Annotated in this window: 15 protein-coding genes; 11 read left to right on the top strand and 4 right to left on the bottom strand. The window is 36.7% G+C overall.

The features are described from left to right. The first annotated feature begins 456 nt into the window (after positions 1-456). The 3 genes from RIV7116_RS18135 to RIV7116_RS18125 all read left to right on the top strand — a co-directional run bounded on the left by RIV7116_RS18135 (position 457) and on the right by RIV7116_RS18125 (position 3,621). A complete protein-coding gene (locus RIV7116_RS18135) occupies positions 457-1,188 on the top strand; it encodes a phycobilisome rod-core linker polypeptide (RefSeq protein ID WP_015119758.1) in 732 nt (243 codons plus the stop codon). Between the two features lie 190 nt (positions 1,189-1,378). Then, complete coding sequence (locus tag RIV7116_RS18130) at positions 1,379-2,557, top strand: phosphoserine transaminase (RefSeq protein WP_015119757.1); 1,179 nt, start codon at positions 1,379-1,381, stop codon at positions 2,555-2,557. A gap of 410 nt (positions 2,558-2,967) precedes the next feature. Continuing rightward, a complete protein-coding gene (locus tag RIV7116_RS18125; RefSeq protein WP_015119756.1) occupies positions 2,968-3,621 on the top strand; it encodes a Uma2 family endonuclease in 654 nt (217 codons plus the stop codon). A 126-nt stretch (positions 3,622-3,747) separates the two neighbouring features. Here RIV7116_RS18125 and RIV7116_RS18120 read toward each other — a convergent pair whose 3' ends face one another. From RIV7116_RS18120 to RIV7116_RS18110, 3 genes are all read right to left on the bottom strand, one after another. Beyond that, positions 3,748-4,479: a hypothetical protein gene (locus RIV7116_RS18120; protein WP_015119755.1), complete on the bottom strand. Its 732-nt coding sequence runs from the start codon at positions 4,477-4,479 to the stop codon at positions 3,748-3,750. 109 nt (positions 4,480-4,588) lie between these two features. After that, complete coding sequence (locus RIV7116_RS18115) at positions 4,589-5,293, bottom strand: hypothetical protein (protein ID WP_015119754.1); 705 nt, start codon at positions 5,291-5,293, stop codon at positions 4,589-4,591. A gap of 76 nt (positions 5,294-5,369) precedes the next feature. After that, positions 5,370-6,911 (bottom strand): 2-polyprenyl-6-methoxyphenol hydroxylase, encoded by a 1,542-nt coding sequence (locus tag RIV7116_RS18110; RefSeq protein ID WP_015119753.1) that lies wholly within the window; start codon positions 6,909-6,911, stop codon positions 5,370-5,372. Positions 6,912-7,427: 516 nt separating this feature from the next. Here RIV7116_RS18110 and RIV7116_RS18105 point away from each other — a divergent pair. The 8 genes from RIV7116_RS18105 to RIV7116_RS18070 all read left to right on the top strand — a co-directional run bounded on the left by RIV7116_RS18105 (position 7,428) and on the right by RIV7116_RS18070 (position 15,831). Next, entirely contained in the window at positions 7,428-8,774 is a 1,347-nt protein-coding gene (locus tag RIV7116_RS18105; RefSeq protein WP_015119752.1) for a glycosyltransferase, read from the top strand. A 72-nt stretch (positions 8,775-8,846) separates the two neighbouring features. Further along, complete coding sequence (locus RIV7116_RS18100; protein ID WP_015119751.1) at positions 8,847-9,941, top strand: glycosyltransferase family 2 protein; 1,095 nt, start codon at positions 8,847-8,849, stop codon at positions 9,939-9,941. A gap of 123 nt (positions 9,942-10,064) precedes the next feature. Continuing rightward, positions 10,065-10,946, top strand: coding sequence for an ABC transporter permease (locus RIV7116_RS18095; RefSeq protein ID WP_044292010.1), 882 nt, complete (start codon positions 10,065-10,067; stop codon positions 10,944-10,946). A gap of 3 nt (positions 10,947-10,949) precedes the next feature. Then, positions 10,950-12,242, top strand: coding sequence for an ABC transporter ATP-binding protein (locus RIV7116_RS18090; protein ID WP_015119749.1), 1,293 nt, complete (start codon positions 10,950-10,952; stop codon positions 12,240-12,242). A gap of 136 nt (positions 12,243-12,378) precedes the next feature. Beyond that, positions 12,379-13,290 (top strand): glycosyltransferase family 2 protein, encoded by a 912-nt coding sequence (locus RIV7116_RS18085; protein ID WP_015119748.1) that lies wholly within the window; start codon positions 12,379-12,381, stop codon positions 13,288-13,290. A 41-nt stretch (positions 13,291-13,331) separates the two neighbouring features. Beyond that, a complete protein-coding gene (locus tag RIV7116_RS18080) occupies positions 13,332-14,402 on the top strand; it encodes a glycosyltransferase (protein WP_015119747.1) in 1,071 nt (356 codons plus the stop codon). A 162-nt stretch (positions 14,403-14,564) separates the two neighbouring features. Further along, positions 14,565-15,605, top strand: coding sequence for a glycosyltransferase (locus RIV7116_RS18075; RefSeq protein ID WP_015119746.1), 1,041 nt, complete (start codon positions 14,565-14,567; stop codon positions 15,603-15,605). A 25-nt stretch (positions 15,606-15,630) separates the two neighbouring features. Further along, positions 15,631-15,831, top strand: coding sequence for a hypothetical protein (locus RIV7116_RS18070; RefSeq protein ID WP_015119745.1), 201 nt, complete (start codon positions 15,631-15,633; stop codon positions 15,829-15,831). 111 nt (positions 15,832-15,942) lie between these two features. On the opposite strand, the gene RIV7116_RS18065 is transcribed toward RIV7116_RS18070, so the two are convergent. Continuing rightward, a complete protein-coding gene (locus RIV7116_RS18065) occupies positions 15,943-16,341 on the bottom strand; it encodes a PPC domain-containing DNA-binding protein (RefSeq protein WP_015119744.1) in 399 nt (132 codons plus the stop codon). Positions 16,342-16,650 lie beyond the last annotated feature (309 nt).

Below are 16,650 nucleotides of genomic sequence, written 5' to 3'. Positions count from 1 at the left end.
ATATTTTGCTGGGCATTACCGGTATTCATAATTGCGTGTGAAATAAAAATACTGGTGTTGGGTTACGACGCAATATCAATTATTGGTTAATCATTGAATATTGTCGTGCGTCTAACCCAACCTACTACTGCTTTCTTAGGTAGAAACGTGAAAGAAAATAAAAATCAACTACCTTGAGATATAAAAAATTAAATCGTAATCTTTTTCAATATTCGTCGTTGATTGCTTCAACAAACTTCATATTCTTTAATATTTATCAGAATAACAAAAATACTCAAGTAGAACCTTAAAAGCTCTACCTAGTAAAGGTCTTGAATATTTTTAATCCTTTATGTTTCCTGAGAAAATTTAACCTAACGTGAAATCATAACGATTATTTATTTGAAAATATTAAGCAATAGTACTTAAGCAAACCCATTCAAAATATTCTGGAAATTGTAGAATTTAGGTTTAAAAGTGGCGATTCCTCTATTAAATTACGCTCCATCAAGTCAAAATCAACGTGTCGCTGGATTTGAAAAACCGGGGGAAGAACAACCCAGAATTTATTCTGCCGAGTTTATGAATGGCTCGAAGGAAATAAATGAGTTGATATGGGCTGCTTATTATCAAATATTCCACGAACAACAGATGTTGGCTAGCAACCGACAATTAGTTTTGGAATCCAAGTTACTAGCGCGACAGATGACAGTCCGCGACTTTATTCGGGGACTGCTTCTTTCCGATTCATTTCGACGACTAAATTACGAGTGCAACAACAACTATCGCTTTGTAGAGTTATGCATTCAGCGGGTATTGGGACGTAAAGTTTATAGCGAACGAGAAAAATTAGCTTGGTCTATTGTACTTGCAACAAAAGGCTTAGAAGGTTTTGTCGATGACTTGCTTAACAGCCAAGAATATCTAGATAACTTTGGTGAGTATGTTGTACCGTACCAGCGACGACGGATTTTACCGCAGCGCAGTCGAGGTGAGTTGCCTTTTGCTCGCATGGCTCGTTATGGTACGGATTATCGCGATAAGCTACCTAGTCCATTACCGGTACGTAAGCCTTTCAATTTCAGAAAATTAATGGCTGGTTCTAACGGACCGGTAATATCCTGGTTATTTGGAACTCTGATTGTATTGATTGTATATTTTTACGTATCAACCTATCTGGGAATTTTGCCAACATTAGGCGGATACTAGCCTTGACTCAGTTTTGATCGCCAGTTTTTTTCATCTTGTGCATTAACTTCAAAAAGACGTTGCATCGCAACGTCTCTACATTAATTTATAAAAATTATTCATTCACTCAATGACCCACAATCAGCTATTATGAGCGAATAAATTAGCTTTTAGCATCACTCTTTATTGTTCAATATCGCCTGTTAAATCGATGCAAACACAACAAAAATCGGCGCAAAAGCCAAGCATTCGTCCCCAAAATCCTAATTTCTCTTCAGGTCCCTGTTCTAAACGTCCTGGTTGGTCTTTAGAAGCGTTAAGTGATGCAACTGTCGGACGCTCTCACCGCTCTAAATTAGGTAAGGCAAGGTTAGCGGAAGCTATCGAGTTATCTAAGGAAATCCTGCAAATTCCCAGCGATTATCGATTGGGCATTGTCCCCGCATCGGACACCGGCGCGGTGGAAATGGCGATGTGGACTATGTTAGGAGAACGTGGTGTTGATGTTGTAGCTTGGGAAAGTTTTGGTAAAGGCTGGGTGACTGATGCGGTTAAACAGTTGAAGCTCAAAGATATCAATACTTATGAAGCCGATTACGGGCAAATTCCCGACCTCTCGGTAGTTGACACTGATAGAGATGTGGTGTTCACCTGGAACGGTACGACTTCTGGGGTTAAAGTTCCTAACGGTGATTGGATAAAAGACAATCGTCAGGGATTAACAATTTGCGATGCCACTTCCGCCGCTTTTGCGATGGAAATTCCTTGGCAAAAAATTGATGTTTTGACTTATTCCTGGCAGAAAGTGATGGGTGGGGAAGCAGCCCACGGTGTAATTGTTTTATCGCCTAGAGCGGTTGCAAGATTAGAAAGTTATACTCCTGATAGACCTTTGCCAAAGATTTTCCGGTTAACAAAAGGCGGTAAACTGATCGAGGGAATCTTTGAAGGTTCGACAATTAATACACCATCAATGCTGTGTGTAGAAGATGCAATTGACGGTTTAAAATGGGCGAAATCAATCGGCGGTTTATCAAAGTTGATTGAGCGTTCTAATAATAATTTACAAGTTTTAGAAGATTGGGTTGCTAAATCTGACTGGATTGATTTTCTGGTAGAAGATAAATCGCTTCGTTCCAACACTTCTATTTGTTTAAAGATTGTCGATAAATGGTATAAATCTTTATCTAAAGACGAACAAGCACGATTAGCCAAAGAGTTAGTATCTTTGATGGCTAAAGAAGAAGTTGCTTATGATATAGGCTCCTACCGCGATGCACCTCCAGGATTGCGGATTTGGGGTGGTGCGACAGTGGAATCAAAAGACATGGAAGCTTTAACCCATTGGTTAGATTGGGGTTTTAGCCAGATCAAGCAGCAGGCAAGCTAGTAGTCTTTTTCCAGCGCTTTTGATGGGTTGTAGAGACGTTATACATAACGTCTCTAAATTGGTTGTGAAAAATGAACCAGTAAAAACTAATGAAAAGGACTACTACATTGCCTTTGTAGGGGAACCGAAGATATTTAAAATAGTCTTACATTATATGGGTTTCATTTCAAAAATCCACTGCGATAAATTATACAGATATTAAATAAACTTCTTCCGGGTTATATCTATTTTCAGCCGTATCATATTAATAGTGGTAGCGGTAGATATTTCCTTTAAAACTACCAGAAATTACAGGAAAAATTAACTATTAGTTTGAGCTTTTAGCCGCTATAAATATTAGAAAATTCCTGACTGTAGGGTGTGTTTATAGAAAAACAAAAACATATTCATAGGTGACAGAGGAGAAGCAAATGAAAGATTCTACAGCAGTTCCATCACATTTTTCATTAGACGAATGGATAAATAATCCACTTAAAGATGCAGAAATTACTGAAGATATTGTAGAAATAGATTGGATGGAAAATTCTGAAGATAAATCAAAATCTCTGAAAAAAATTGATGAGATTTATGAAGATGCCGATGAAGCCTATGAAATTGAATGGGTAAATGAAGAATTAGCAGAGCAAAGAACTTTAACACTTAAACAAAGAAGAATTCTAGGTAATCTTTACTATCATTGGAGAAGTTATAAAGATTCTAGCGGGCAAGGTGGGGAAGTGTACAACCACGTACCATGTCGTACCAAGATTCAAGGGCGATCGCCAGACGTTGCATACATCACGCCACAATTAGCAAAGCATTTTGGTGAACTTGAAGTATTTCCCCAAAGTTTTCCGTTGGTAGCCGAAGTTGCTTCCCCTGCCGACTTAGCAGAAGAATTAATTGCTAAATCTCATGAGTACTTACGTTCTGGAAGTGAAGAAGTTTGGCTTATTTTACCTGAAAACCGTTGGATTATTATAATTACGGAAAATCAAAAACTGATTTTTGGCTCGGGAGATATTGTTTATACTCAAAGACTACTAAATGGTTTTAGTGTTGAAGTTGATGAGTTATTGGGATGATAAGTAAAGAGTTAATAGTTAGGAGTTAGAAATATGCTAATGAAGTTACAGGGTTTTTAGCATTTTTCTGATAAATAGGGAGGAAACTCCTAACTATTAACTGCTAGCTCTTAACCGTTGACTTGTTTACCTAAATCCAAAAATTTCCGAAACTGCTGCCACAATATCAAGATAAAAATTCCCCTGTACTTCGCGAAATAGTTCAAACTTAGTACCGGGGGCACCGAAAAATGGTCTTAAAAACCATCCTAGCTGCATACCTACAAAACCGTAAAGCAATAACCAAGATCTCAAAATAGTTGTACGAGTGCCCTTACCAGTTTCGTTTTCTTGGGAAAGTAACTGCATTCCATCGTAAAGAAATTTAACCCCGAAAGAACCAGTAATTCCAAAAATAAACACGTTGAGTATTTTGAAAAATTGGTAAGAGTCGGGTGTAGTAATTAAGAAGAATAAGGTTACTGGTGCAAAGCTAAAAAGCAACACGCTGATTACCGATACAGCAGTAAGTAACACCACAAAATGCTGTTTTAAAGTGCTACGGGAACCAAATAAAACATTAAAAAAGAACAAAGTAGGAAAACAAATCATTAACGATAGTAAATAGAATGCAGGAAGCTTAATGGTACTAGTTAAGGCTTGCATCCACCCATGAGAAGCACCGATAATACCACCGTATATTGCAAAAAAAATTGAACTACAAACTAATAGAGAATTAGTTTTGCTTTGCAATCTAATTTCCTGACGAATTTCTTCTAGAAACCCTTGTCTATCGCGCAACAAGCTAAGTAAAACATTAAAATGTTGGCTGCTTTTAAATTGAGTCTTTTTTTCCAGCGCGTTATTATCTTGATTCATTTTTTATTTATTATTATCTAATTTTTATCAGGGATTTTTATCGATTTTATGAATATAGGGAACAGAGAATAGATGCAGGTTGCCACTGCTCACTGTTCACTGTTCGCTGCTAACTGAACCCTAAAAGGTGAGCTAAAGATTGAAAAATGCTCAAATAAAAGTTTCCTTCCCTCTCCCGGAATAATGTAAAAGGTGATGTTGGAGTACCAAAAAAAGGTCGAAGAGTCCACCCCAACTGACTGCCAACAAAAGCATATAAAAACAGCCAAGAGCGTAATATTTTATTGCGCGTAGTACTGTTTTCACCATCTTGCTCTAAAATCACTTTTGCAGCTTTATATAAAGAAGAAATACCAATAAATCCCGTAGCTGCAAAAATAATTACATTTAACAGAATCAGAAACTGATAATTACCAGTACTAAGCATAAAAAACAAAGTTATTGGTGCAAAGCTAAACAACAACACGCTAGTTACTGAAACCGCAGTCAAAACCAAAGCAAAATATTGAGCGAAAGTTCGTTTGTCGCCAAAAATAATGTTTGCAAAGTACAAAGTCGGCAGACAAATTAATAGCGTAATTAAATAGAGTGCCGGTAATTTGACAGCAGAAGATAAAGCTTGCATCCAGCTATGATAAGCACCAATAATTGCCCCATAGATAGCAAAAAACAAAGAACTACAGACTAACAAAGAAACTATTTTATTTTGTAATCTGATTTTCTCGTGGATTTCTTCTAAAAAACTTTGTCTTTCTCGGAGTAAATTAGTGATGACGACAAAGTATTTATTCATTGAAGACTGTTTTTGAATCATATAAGTATTTGTTATTTAGATAACTGGCAATAGGTAAATACCAACTGGTTACTGATTACTGCTCACTGCTAAGTGTTCACTGTTCGTAATCATTTCCAGAACCATATTTCCAAGCATCAACCCAACGATGCCAATAATATTGATTATTTTCTGGTAGATTTCTTATCAACGGTTCTAACATTAGACTGACATCGAATAAAATAGAGTAAACACCTAAATTAATGTAATGCCACATCCAATCTATTAAAGTTATCAATCCAACTTGAGGAATAATTTTAAATATTAAACCTGGATTCGCTAGACTTGTTGTAAAAAGTGTTTTTGTTAAACCATTAAACTGCACCACATCCTGTAAAAATGGTTTTAATACTGATTCACCCAAATTTTGCATTTGAGCAAATACAACTGATAACAATTGATTAATTTGGTTTGGCGCAATTTTCTGGTTTATATCCACGCTCATCGCCTTTTGAAATAACCAAGTAACCGTTAAACTCGGTTGATATGGTTGCAGCAATGAAAGCGATGCCGCTGATAATTGATTGGTTTGTAAAGCTTCATCAACTCCCAAAGTCAATCTTTTGAGATTGCGTATCATGGCTCCGAAACCACCAAAACTTAAAGGGGATTGATTTCCACTGCTATCACCGATTGGTAAAATGCGAGGAAATGGTGTTTTCAGAGGGCTTTGACGGTAAGAGGGGAAAAATCCAAACAGCGCTCTTTTAAACTCAAGCTGCTGTAATTCTACGCTTTGATATTCTGGCATCAAGCGCAAATATTCTTCAAAAAATGCCTCTAAACCGATATGTTGTGGATGTGCATCCATATAGGTAAACATATAAGTTGTTCTACCGTCTTTTGCAGGAAAAGCTTCCCAAAAGTACTGACACTGATTTTTTATTTCGGTGAAAGATAACAACAAGTCGCCACTGTGGTTTTCCGGAAAGCCCGATGCACAAGTACCAACTACCAAACACAATGCATCTGGTTTGACTCCTTGGCGTATTTGCTGGGTTATGGGTGAAAAATTTCCCATCGCGTCAATCAATAATCTGCTTTTAAATTGGTTATTCACCATCACCCCATCGGCATGAACTACCGCTTCAGTAAAAGGTGTATTTTCAAACAGCTTTCCGCCCCTCTCCAAGAATCGCTGCTTTAAAGTTTCCAGTAAATAAACTGGATATACGCCGATATTAAGAACATTTTCTACCCATACTTCAACACCAGAAGTAAAACCTACTCTCGCCGGATTGTATTCGGTGACAATTGCTTTTTCTAACTCTTCAGGGGTAAGTAAATCTAAATCTAAAAGTACTTGCAACTCGTGACGAGATATGTTCCATTCCTGTTCTCTACCTCGTAAAATTCCTCTTTCAATTAACGCGACTCGCAAACCTCTGGAAACTAAGGCACAACCAATTAAAATACCTAATGTGCCGCCGGAAATAATTACATCCCAATCGACATTACCTAGAGGTTGTGGATTGTCTTTCACCACCATCGGTACGGGTATATTTCCTTCTTTTAAAGATGTCAGTATACTATCTGCACTACGCAATCTCTCTAAAACATTACCCGGTAATTGCGAAAGAATTTTTTGTGTTAAAGACATGGCTGATATTCTTCTGAAGTAATCAAAACTACATATATTTAATTTTCTTACTTTCTATGAAAATTATGCAGAAAATATATCATTTTGATTTTGGTTATTCATGCAGATTACATAAATAATCTGGATATATGTATTTATTTTTACTGATAAACTTGACCATAAATTTTCACGACGTATAATTACTCAAAGATGTCAGTCAATATACAGACGAATAAGATTTTGACAAATATTATTTTATTTTGCGACCGTTCATACTATGTTTTAAGGAGCTTTTGAGTATTTTTTGCCGTCTTTAAATCTGTATTTTTACTTTCAGTAACTTCTAATTGACTTTAAAAAAAATTGATTTTTTGCGATCGGAGGTAAAGTAACAGTAAAGTTACCCGGAAATAGGTGCGATACAACACTAAAGCGTTTATTGTAAAAAGCGAACCTCAGATAAGCAATTGTTAGTACTTTGATGTATACCTAAATAGTATCTAAATATAGTATTAAAATAATCATTTTTTGGTATTCATGAAAATAGCTTTTATAGTAGATAGATTCCCCGTTTTATCAGAAACATTTGTAATTAATCAAATTACAGGCTTGATTGAGCGCGGACACGAAGTACATATCTACGGAAGACAAACTTACGATGAGAAAGTGCATCCAGATGTAGAAAAATATGAATTAATTAAACGCACGCGCTACTTACCAGAAATTCCTAAGAACTATTTAGCTCGCTTCCTAAATACACTTTATTTATTTGCTAACAATTTTTCTCAAGCTCCACTTGTTTTGTTGCGTTCTCTAAATGTTTTCAAATACGGTAAAAGAGCAGCTTGTTTAAGATTATTTTATTCAACTTTACCTTTTCTAAACGCACCTGAATACGATATTATTCACTGTCAATTTGGTAGACAAGCAATATGTAAATTTGGACCTTACAGCTATGAAGGTTTAGTATTACGGGAAATTGGTGCAGTTCGAGGAAAGTTAATAACTACTTTTCGCGGATACGACATCAGTTGGTACTTACATAAATATGGAGAAAATGTCTACGACGGGCTGTTTGAAAATGGAGACTTCTTCTACACTAATTGCGAATTTTTCAGACAGCGAGTAATTAAACTCGGATGCGACGAAAAGAAAATTATCGTTCATGGTTCGGGTATAAATTGCAGTCGGTTTACATTTAGAGCCAGATATCCGGATGAAACTGGCTTGATTCGTATAGCTACCACAGGACGTTTAATAGAAAAAAAAGGTATAGAATACGCGATTCGTGCAATTGCTGATGTGGTCAAAGTTTATAAAAACGTTGAGTTTAACATTATCGGTGATGGAGAATTAAAAGAACGCTTTGCTCAAATAATTGATGAGTTAAATATTGCTGACAAGGTTCATTTGAAGGGATGGAAAAACCAAAAAGAAATTATCTCGATTTTGGATAAAAGCCATATTTTTGTAGCACCAAGCGTTACCGCTAGTGATGGCAACCAAGATGCACCTGTAAACACATTAAAAGAAGCAATGGCTATGGGTTTACCGGTTATCGGCACTTTGCACGGTGGTATTCCCGAATTAGTAGAAGATGGGGTTTCCGGATTTCTAGTTCCACAAAGAGATGAGAAAGCCATAGCTGAGAAATTAATCTATTTGATAGAGCATCCCGAAATTTGGCAGCAAATGGGTTTTCATGGTCGTAAAAAGGTGGAAAAAAATTATGATACCAACAAACTAAACTCTGAGTTAGTGGAAATTTATCAACAGGTATTGGGTAAGGATTTATCTGAATTAGGGGAAGCATCTCAAATTGTTAAAACACCTTCAGAATATGAGTCTGGGGCTACGAAAACAAATTCTGTCTCCGCAGGCTGAAATTAATTTGTGTAGTAGTCGAGTGTTTATACAAAATTTAATCCCACACCTTAATCTTTCTGTAAATCCCAAATGCATATAACTATAAGAGCCGAGGATGAAAATATGAATTCCAACCCAGAAGTAACTATAGTAGTCGCACCGAGAGAACGTTTTAGCTATACTCGCGAATCTTTAGAAAGCATTTACGAGCATACACAGTTAGCTTTCAAATTGATTTATGTTGATGGTGGTTCGCCTTCTCATATCAAAAATTATTTAGAAACTCAAGCAGCCGAAAAGCAATTTCAACTAATTCGTACCGAACATTATCTTTCTCCCAATCACGCGAGAAACTTAGGCTTGCGTCAAGTTGACACCAAGTATGTAGTATTTATCGATAACGACGTAGTAGTTACCCCTGGTTGGTTAAAGGCTGCGGTGGATTGCGCTGAAGAAACCAACGCAACCGTAGTTAGTCCCCTTGTATGTCAATATTTACCGCTACATGAAGAAGTACACTGCGCTGGTGGTGAATCGGGAATCAAAGTAGAAACCAAAAACGACACCATTAGAAGACGGTTTATTGAAAAGATTTTCAAACAAGGGCGAAAAGTTGCAGATGTGCGTCCGAATTTGCAGCGTCAAGAAACCGGATTGGCAGAATTTCACTGCATGATTGTTCGTACAGAAATCTTCGATAAAATCGGTTTGCTTGATGAAGGTTTGCTGAATACCAAAGAACACGTCGATCTGTGTATTTTGGTAGCAGAAGCTGGCGGTACAATTTATTTAGAACCCGATTCTTTAGTCACATATGTACCTGGACCACCTTTAGAATGGTCGGATGTGGGGTATTATATGTTACGGTGGAGCGACGGTTGGGAAATGGCTAGCTTGACAAGATTGCGCGAGAAGTGGAATTTAAGCGAAGATAAGTATTTTCAAAATAAATACAAGCGGTTGGGATGGCGCAGAAAAATGACGATTATCGACCCAATCAGCCAGAAAATAGGCTTGGGTAATCGTTTCTTGTCCAAAGTCGCCGGTAAATTAATTAGCAAAGCCGATAAATTACTCAACCGCTACATTACCAGTAGATACGCACGCAAGTACTTACAAAATAATTCCCACCAAAATCCACCCACTCAACCACCAAATGCGGTAACAGCATCATCGCAGGGTTGACGATCTACCTCACCCCCCTCCCCTCTCCTTGATAAGGAGAAGGGTGTCCAAAGGACGGGGTGAGGTTGCGAAAAACTTAATAATAAAACTTTAAAACCAAGGGTGAACATATTGAAAGAAAAATTGAAAAGAAAGCAAAGAAAGAAGTTTAGAAAACGACATCCTAACGAAGTAATTTATACCCCAGAAAGCCTATTAAGAAATCCTTCCAAATTATTCCAACAAATGTGGCTGGACTTACTAAGTTCTCGCGAACTGGCTTGGAGGTTGTTAGTAAGGGATATTAGCGCTCAATATCGTCAGTCATTTTTAGGCGTTATTTGGGCTTTTATACCACCAATAGTTATGGCTGCGGGATTCACCCTTGCCAGTCAAGCTAAGGTAATTAATATCGGAGAAACCGATTTACCTTATGCAGCCTATGTAATGTTTAGCACCGCTTTATGGCAAACCTTTGTAGAAGCAATTAATGGCCCCGTAAAAGCGGTTACGGTAGCGAAACCAATGCTCGCAAGGGTTAATTTTCCTAGAGAAGCGTTGATTCTAGCAAAATTGGGCGAAGTCTTTTTTAATTTTGCGATTAAATTAATTTTAATTATCGGCTTATTTATCTGGTTCCGCGTTCCCATAACTTGGACGGTAATCTTAGCACCAGTAGCTTTAATTCATTTAATATTTTTAGGTACTTTCATTGGTGTTTTACTATCACCTTTAGGAGTTTTATATCAAGATGTATCAAAAGGATTGACTTTACTAACAAGTTTCTGGTTGTTTTTAACTCCTGTAGTTTATCCGGTTCCGTCAGAAGGAGTTTTCGGTAATATAGTAAAGCTCAATCCCGTAACACCTCTATTAGTAACAACCCGAGAGCTTGCAACCACAGGTATTATTTCTGAGCCTGTAGGTTTTTGGATAGTCAGTATTATTACTATAATTGGATTATTTGTAACCTGGATTGGTTTTCGTTTAGCAATGCCTTTTGTGGTTGAGAGAGTAAGTTCTTAAATTATGACTAGTTTAATAGAAAAGAAAATTGATACCCAACCGGAAGAACGTGAAGCAGTTATTTCTGTGGAAAATGTTTCTAAAAAGTTTTGTAGGGACTTAAAACGCTCTTTATTTTATGGCGTGCAAGATATTGCTACGGAAGTTACTGGTAGAAAAAGAAATAGCGGTACTTTACGTAAAAATGAATTTTGGGCGCTGCATGATGTTAGCTTTAAACTACATAAAGGTGAAGCTCTGGGTTTAGTAGGTTCTAACGGAGCCGGTAAAAGCACTATATTACGAATTATTAGCGGTTTAATTAAACCCGATACTGGAACGGTAAAAGTAAAAGGTAGAGTCGCTCCCTTGATTGCATTAGGAGCGGGTTTTAATCCGATTTTATCGGGAAGGGAAAACATTTACGCGAATATGTCAATTCTCGGTTTACCAACCGCTGAAATTGAAAAAAAATTTGATCAAGTTGTAGAATTTGCAGAAATTGCTGATGCAATTGATGCACCAGTTCAAACTTATAGTTCGGGTATGGCTGCACGATTGGGATTTGCCTGTGCCGTACATATTGAACCCGATATTTTGTTAATAGATGAAGTGCTGGCTGTAGGCGATGTCAAGTTTAAAATGAAATGTCATCGCAAGCTATCAGAATTACGTAAAAAAGGCACCGCATTTATTTTAGTCACCCATAATTCTCACAGCATATTAAATATATGTGAAAGTTCGATTTATTTAAAAAAAGGTCAGCTAATTAGTTCGGGGGACACCGAACAAGTCATTCGTAAATATGAAGAAGACTTATGCTTGAGCGGTAAAGAAAATGCTTTAGGGAGACTGGTTTTACCGCCTAAGCCGAAAGAGAAAAGTAACGGTTTAGATATAGTTTCTTTATGCTTTAAAGATGAGCAAGATAATAATTTAGAAACTTTATTTACTGGCGAACCTGCATATTTAAGTGTAGAATGTAAATCCTACGAATACATCAAGAACGCCAATCTAGGAATGTTAGTCACGGCGTTGTCAGGAGGTGAAGGTCTTGTGTTATATATGACCTCTACTAGCGATAATCAAGATTTAGAAATTCCAGCCGGAAAATCCGAAATAAGGATGCATATGCCTTACTGCTCGATGATTCCTGGCGTATATAGTGCCAGAATATATATTCGTAGTGGCGTATATTCCTACGATATTGTTGAATCTTTTCGATTTACCGTTAAGGCGAATAAAACTATTAGTAGATGTCAGTTTTATCAGCCAAGAACATGGCAGGTTGTAAGTAAATCGCAGAAACAAGAATAGAGGATTTACAGTACTCTAGCAGTGCTGTAACAAATCGCTCAAATAATTGGCTCAAATAAAGTTGTTTACAGTTTTGATAAGCTTTAACAAGTGTTTTATTCTCTAACAAAATTAATACGCATTTGAGTGTGTCAATATGAACAACATTTTACTTAGCATCATTATTCCTACTTATAATAGACCTCATTTTTTACCGCGTGCTGTTAGCAGTGCTTTGCAGCAAACTATGGAAGATATAGAGGTAATTGTAGTTGACGACGGTTCTGACGAACCTGTAAATCTACCAGAACATTCTCGATTGAGAGTAATCGCCCTAGGTAAAAACAGCGGTAATGCAGTAGCCCGGAATGTTGGATTAAAGGCCGCAACAGGACAATACGTTACTTATCTCGACGACGACGATCAATTGTTGCCCAACATGGCACAAGTCTCTCTAGATGCTCTGAAAAATAGTGAATTACCACCACCAGTTGCGGCACTTTCTGGTTTAGAAGTTATTAAATCCAACGGTGAAATAGTTGACAGACGCATACCTCCGACTTTACCCCGTGGTTCTCATTTCTTCCTAGAAGATATCGAGCCTGAGAAGTCTTTTCTATCCAAGCAGACACTAGTTGTGGAAAGAGAACTTCTACTAGAGCTAGGTGGTTACGATGAAACCTTTACTTCTCGCGTGCATACCGAGATGTTTTTGAGACTCAATCCAGTCTGCTCAATTTTGGGTTTACCAACTGTTACTTATCAACTAACAGCCCATCAAGGAGAGAGAATTTCACGCGATCCAGCCCTACGTCAAGTAAACTTCGAGCGCTTGCTGAATAAGCATGAATCCCTTTTTAGACTGCATCCTAAAACCTTTGCTACTTTCTTATGCGACCATGCAGAAAAGTCTGTAGAACTAGGTCAGCCCAAAGCCGCAACCTTGAATTTACTGCGGGCATTAAAACTAGATTTCAAACCCACTTTAAGACGGATCAAATCTTTATCGACATATATGCTGCGAACCTACACTAAGCAAGTATTTAAAGAAGCTTTCAACAATAATTAAAACGATTAATAAACTTTTGCAATCATCTAATAATAAGATTAATGGAAAAAAAACTATCTGTAATGTATGTCATCCGAGGATATCCTCAGATATCTCAAACTTATCTCAAAACTGAACTAGAAGCACTTTATAGCGATTACGACATTACTATAGTCTCTCGCAAACCTTCAGATGTACCTTATAAAAATCACTTTCCCTACCACCATTTAACTGAAAAACAGGCAATAAAAGACTTAGCCGCACAAATTAAACCCGATATTCTTCACACCCACTATTTAAATCAACTCAATTTTATCGGGCCACTAGCTCAAGAATTAGGGATTCCTTTTACGGTGCGATCGCACTCTTATGACACGCTTTGTTTGCGTCGCAAAAATTGGAAAGGTCGTCTGAGAGAAATATTAGAAAGAAATACACCGCAATTTAAAAAGGTAGCTGATATCAAAGCTAACCTGCACTGGATAAACCACGAACTTTGTTTGGGAGTTTTAGCTTTTCCTTTTTCGCGACAATATCTTGAAGCATATGGTGTTGATTCTTCCAAAATTATCGATTGCTTTCCACCAATAAACTATGAACTGTTTTATTCAGAGTCTCCAAATGGTGAGGCAATTATGAATACTGGTGCAGTCATCCCCAAGAAAAAAATGGAAGACTACATTGAACTTGCAACTTTATTACCGGAAAAGCAATTTAATCTTTATGCTTTAGGTTATAGAGTAGATCAATTAAAACTGGTTAATGAGTCTAAAGGGAACCCCATAAATATCACTCTACCCATAGAGCCAAACGAAATGAGTCCCGAGTATAAAAAACACCAATGGCTAGTTTATACAGCGGACTTTGAACTAGCTACAGTAGGGTGGCCAATGGCTGTAGCGGAAGCACAGGCAGCAGGCGTAGGTGTATGCGTGCCAAATATTAGACCAGACATCAAAGAATATATAGGTGAAGCCGGATTCGTTTACGATTCTATCGAAGAAGTAGTTGATATCATTCAAAAACCAGTTCCTGAAGAAATACGAGAAGCTGGATTTGTGCAAGCAAAAAAATCAGATATTCAGGAACATAAACACTTGGTTACCAATCTTTGGCATCAAGCTGCTCGATAGATAATTGTCATTCACAAAATTTTTGATACACTTTAACTTCCCAAGCTTTTTTAATAGCTAAAAAATTGATTTATAAATTTAAAAAAGCAATTAAGGCGGATTTAAGTAAGTAGATAAATATTAAACATAGAATAATAAATGACGAATTTCAAGAAAATAAAAATGCAAAAACTCGTTTCTGTAATTATTCCTTGTTTTAATGCCGAACGATGGATAGCAGAAACTATTGATAGCTGCTTAAACCAAACCTATCCTCATATAGAAATTATAGTAATTGATGATTGTTCTACCGATAAATCGATGGAAATCATCAAAAGCTATGGCGATAAAATAATTTGGGAGCGTCTTCCTGAAAATAAAGGTGGCAGCTATGCGAGAAATTACGGTTTTGCTTTATCAAAAGGAGAATATATTCAGTTTTTAGATGCAGATGATTTTATATTACCAGAAAAAATAGAGAGACAAATCAACTTTTTAGAGGAAACTGGAGCGGATGCAGTATATGGAGATTGGCGATATCAAGGACATCAATCGAATGGTGTAGTATTCCTCGATCAAGTCGAAAAATCTGGAACCCAAGCTGATATTTTGCAATCCTTAATCGAAAATTGGTGGACTGCTGTTGCATCATTATTTTATAGAAGAACGGCTGTAGAAAAAAGTGGTGGTTGGGATACAAATTTTAAAGCTGGGCAAGACAGAGATTTTTTTATTTCGGTAGTAATGTCTGGTGCAAAAGTTGTTTATCAACCGGGATGTTATTCAGTATATAGAAGATATGGCAGCGTTACAGTCTCAACTGCTTCAAAACCGCGCTGGGTTGAAAATCATTGTAATGTTTTAAAAAAAGTAGAAAAAAAATTATTAGAGCAATATCAGCAGAATATTCCAATTAATTATCGGCGTGCTTTAGCTCATGGTTACTTTGAAATAGCTAGAGATTATATGTATTTTGATTATTCGGAATACTTACGATTATTAAATAAATCCTTAAGTTTGTATCCCGATTTTAAGCGGAAAACGGACAGAAAACTCTACAAGTTAATTCAAGATATTTTAGGATTTCGACTTTGCGAACGATTCGTTCACCGCATAATGCTTGTAAAATCATTTATAGATTCTAAAACCAATCACTCCAAATCAAAAAAAACCCAGCTAAATAGCTCATTAGATTGTGGCAATGTTGATAATTGCATAGTATAATACCTTTGTTTTAAAGGTAAAAATCATGGATAGAGGAAAAATAGTTGCGGTTATTACGGGTGTAATTTCGATTATGTTAGCTGTAGCTTATCTTATACTCGTGCAAATTCTCGACTTTCGAGGGGAAATGAAACCCGCACCAATTACTCAAATAGAACCTCAAAATATGGTAGTTGCTTTTGATGGATGGCAGAATAATGCCGAAATTCATGTAGAAAAATCATAGAACTTGCTGCTAATCAGGAAACTTGGTAGAGTTATGCACTTTCGAGCAAATCAATCCGCCCAAATAAGCCATCCCGGATTTTTGTAATCATTACGGATTCAGATTTATCAGCTATACAACCGTTACAACTTCAAGCTCGTTAAAACCTGTTTCTTCGTCAAAGCTTCTGTAAAAACTGAAATTTTCTGCTATTCCGATAACGATTTCGGCTGTAGTGTAAACAATGCAACCATCGCTTAAGTGTCCACCAATTACTTTACCATTACTGTCAGCAATGGATATATGTACGTGTATTCCGGTAGCTGCTAAAGTGCCGTTAAGAGAAAGTATTTCAAATTTTTCGTTCAATACCTTACTATTGTCTTGATTTGCGAAGCGAATTGCAGCCTGCTTTAAACTACCAATAGCAGTCAGCACAAATCCTGCCTGAACTTTTTGTTCAACCGCAAAATTTATTAAACTTTTTCTCAAATCTGCATTAGGCTTAAGCCGAATAGGGATAACCTTCATAAAGCTACACAGAGAGTAATTAGCCGGACTTGATATAATTTATCATTTAAATAGCCGTTTTTAAGCTTCATAGCAGCAACACAATATCTGTTATGAGCACATTTTAACTAGTTAAGTCAAGTATGTTTAAGCTCAGAGGGGCTAAGCCCCTCAGTATAGATAAAAATCATGAGTTGAAACGAATTAAATCAGTTTATGCTTTTCTATGATTACAAAATATAATCCTATGTAGAAAATATAGTATCTTGATAAATCAGATATATTATCAGTAACATTACGGAAGCGTATAGAACAAAACATTTTTAGAAT

This window comes from Rivularia sp. PCC 7116, from assembly GCF_000316665.1.
In the GTDB taxonomy this organism is placed as follows: domain Bacteria; phylum Cyanobacteriota; class Cyanobacteriia; order Cyanobacteriales; family Nostocaceae; genus Rivularia.
The sequence above is the reverse complement of the archived record's forward strand: the minus strand, read 5'-3'. Positions and strand labels throughout refer to the sequence as shown.

What these genes read in the sequence shown, in the direction of transcription:
- RIV7116_RS18130 (WP_015119757.1), top strand. Translation starts at nt 1,379, where the DNA reads ATGCAAACACAACAAAAATCGGCGCAAAAGCCAAGCATTCGTCCCCAA.
- RIV7116_RS18125 (WP_015119756.1), top strand. Translation starts at nt 2,968, where the DNA reads ATGAAAGATTCTACAGCAGTTCCATCACATTTTTCATTAGACGAATGG.
- RIV7116_RS18120 (WP_015119755.1), bottom strand. Translation starts at nt 4,479, where the DNA reads ATGAATCAAGATAATAACGCGCTGGAAAAAAAGACTCAATTTAAAAGC.
- RIV7116_RS18115 (WP_015119754.1), bottom strand. Translation starts at nt 5,293, where the DNA reads ATGATTCAAAAACAGTCTTCAATGAATAAATACTTTGTCGTCATCACT.
- RIV7116_RS18110 (WP_015119753.1), bottom strand. Translation starts at nt 6,911, where the DNA reads ATGTCTTTAACACAAAAAATTCTTTCGCAATTACCGGGTAATGTTTTA.
- RIV7116_RS18105 (WP_015119752.1), top strand. Translation starts at nt 7,428, where the DNA reads ATGAAAATAGCTTTTATAGTAGATAGATTCCCCGTTTTATCAGAAACA.
- RIV7116_RS18100 (WP_015119751.1), top strand. Translation starts at nt 8,847, where the DNA reads ATGCATATAACTATAAGAGCCGAGGATGAAAATATGAATTCCAACCCA.
- RIV7116_RS18090 (WP_015119749.1), top strand. Translation starts at nt 10,950, where the DNA reads ATGACTAGTTTAATAGAAAAGAAAATTGATACCCAACCGGAAGAACGT.
- RIV7116_RS18085 (WP_015119748.1), top strand. Translation starts at nt 12,379, where the DNA reads ATGAACAACATTTTACTTAGCATCATTATTCCTACTTATAATAGACCT.
- RIV7116_RS18080 (WP_015119747.1), top strand. Translation starts at nt 13,332, where the DNA reads ATGGAAAAAAAACTATCTGTAATGTATGTCATCCGAGGATATCCTCAG.
- RIV7116_RS18075 (WP_015119746.1), top strand. Translation starts at nt 14,565, where the DNA reads ATGCAAAAACTCGTTTCTGTAATTATTCCTTGTTTTAATGCCGAACGA.
- RIV7116_RS18070 (WP_015119745.1), top strand. Translation starts at nt 15,631, where the DNA reads ATGGATAGAGGAAAAATAGTTGCGGTTATTACGGGTGTAATTTCGATT.
- RIV7116_RS18065 (WP_015119744.1), bottom strand. Translation starts at nt 16,341, where the DNA reads ATGAAGGTTATCCCTATTCGGCTTAAGCCTAATGCAGATTTGAGAAAA.